The sequence below is a fragment of the Leeia speluncae genome (genome assembly GCF_020564625.1).
Classification (GTDB): Bacteria; Pseudomonadota; Gammaproteobacteria; order Burkholderiales; family Leeiaceae; genus Leeia; species Leeia speluncae.
In genome coordinates, this window is the sequence record NZ_JAJBZT010000036.1 from 1 (window position 1) to 437 (window position 437).

Here is a 437-nt window from a genome sequence, read left to right on the forward strand (position 1 = left end):
TTGGTATTTGGGCGAATCGCATCGATAAACGCTTGTGGATCGGCTTGATCGACGAGCGTAATCTCTACGCCAAAGTTGCGTAGCATTTCGTCCAGAATACGGCTGGTACTCATGTAGTGGCGGGTTTGGCCAATGACATGATCGCCCGCTTTCACAAAAGTCAGGATAGAAGACGAAATCGCCCCCATGCCGGACCCCATGACGAGTGCTGTTTCTGTGCCTTCGAATTCTGCCAGAATGGCTTTTAGCCGTTCGTGCCCTGGGTTGCCATAACGGGTGTAGTTACGCGGGTGCTGTGGCTCTTCCGACATTTCGATGAATTCTTCCGGGCTATCGGCACGGAACACGGCGGAATAGTGAATCGATGGGGCAACGGTTTTATCGTCTGTCACGCCGTAATCGGCATGTACAGCTAGCGTATCTAGTTGATAAGTCAT

General features: G+C 51.7%; 1 protein-coding gene. It reads right to left on the reverse strand.

Going from position 1 to position 437, the window contains the following annotated elements; translation table 11 throughout:
• On the reverse strand, nucleotides 1-437 hold a 437-nt coding region (locus LIN78_RS17985), incomplete at both ends, for an aminotransferase class I/II-fold pyridoxal phosphate-dependent enzyme (RefSeq protein ID WP_227182267.1).